General features: G+C 46.3%; 2 pseudogenes. Both read left to right on the top strand.

Annotated elements, in window-relative coordinates:
- Positions 1–232: pseudogene (locus tag A3763_RS29005) on the top strand (MBL fold metallo-hydrolase); the annotation flags it as partial.
- Positions 233–254: 22 nt separating this feature from the next.
- A pseudogene (yegQ, locus tag A3763_RS20975) lies at positions 255–1,149 on the top strand (tRNA 5-hydroxyuridine modification protein YegQ); the annotation flags it as partial.

Genomic DNA, 1,149 nt, shown 5'->3' with positions numbered 1-1,149 from the left:
CCCAATGTTCGTCGATGATTTTGATGCACATATCCCGAAAATGAAAATGTTCCATCAACGCTGGATGCCTTCCAATGCAGCCAAAAATGACTGGATCAACCGCGTCAGAAAATTAGAGATCGACATGCTTCTTCCCCAGCACGGCCGAATATTCAAAGGTGAAAATGTTGGGAAATTCCTGGACTGGTTCGAGCAATTACAGGTANGATCCGCCATTTCGCAGAAAGAATAGCCTTAATTTCGAATCGGAACACATGAAAAAACCTGAATTATTATCTCCCGCAGGCTCGCTCCAGAATATGGAGTACGCCTTCGCCTATGGCGCAGATGCAGTTTATGCTGGCCAACCACGGTACAGTTTGCGCGTCAGAGAAAACGAGTTTAACCATATTGAAAATCTTGCCAAGGGCGTTGCTCGCGCACACGAGCTTGGCAAACAGTTCTATATCGCATCGAACATTAGCCCGCACAATGACAAGGTAAAAAGTTACCTTCGCGACATGGAGCAAGTCATTGCTATGAAGCCAGATGCGCTGATTATGTCTGACCCCGGCATTATCATGATGGTGCGAGAAAAATGGCCTGATGTGCCTGTTCACCTTTCAGTTCAAGCAAACGCGGTAAATTGGGCAACAGTGAAATTCTGGCAACAACAGGGCCTGACACGCGTCATTCTTTCGCGGGAACTATCCTTGGATGAAATTGCGGAAATTAAACAACGCGTTCCTGAAATGGAAATTGAAGTTTTCGTTCACGGTGCTTTGTGTATTGCCTACTCTGGCCGTTGTTTATTGTCCGGTTATATGACCCATAGAGACTCAAACCAGGGCGCTTGCACAAATTCCTGTCGCTGGAAGTACCAGACTCACGAAGCAGAACAGACTGATGGCGGAGAAATTGTTCCAAGCCAAGCAGTTGAAACCTACGACCCTAATGTTCAAACACTTTCACTTTCGGAAAGTTCTGACGTCCTAGAAAAAGTTTCCCCTTTATACCTACTACAGGAAAAAGGCAGACCTGGTGAGTACATGCCTGCTTATGAAGATGAGCACGGCACCTACATCATGAACTCCAAAGACCTACGAGCTGTTCAGCATGTAAGCGCCTGATGGATATAGGTGTTGAGTCCCTGAAGATTGAAGGCCGTAC

This window comes from Oleiphilus sp. HI0128 (assembly GCF_001635365.1).
This window is presented reverse-complemented; position numbering and strand designations above follow the sequence as displayed.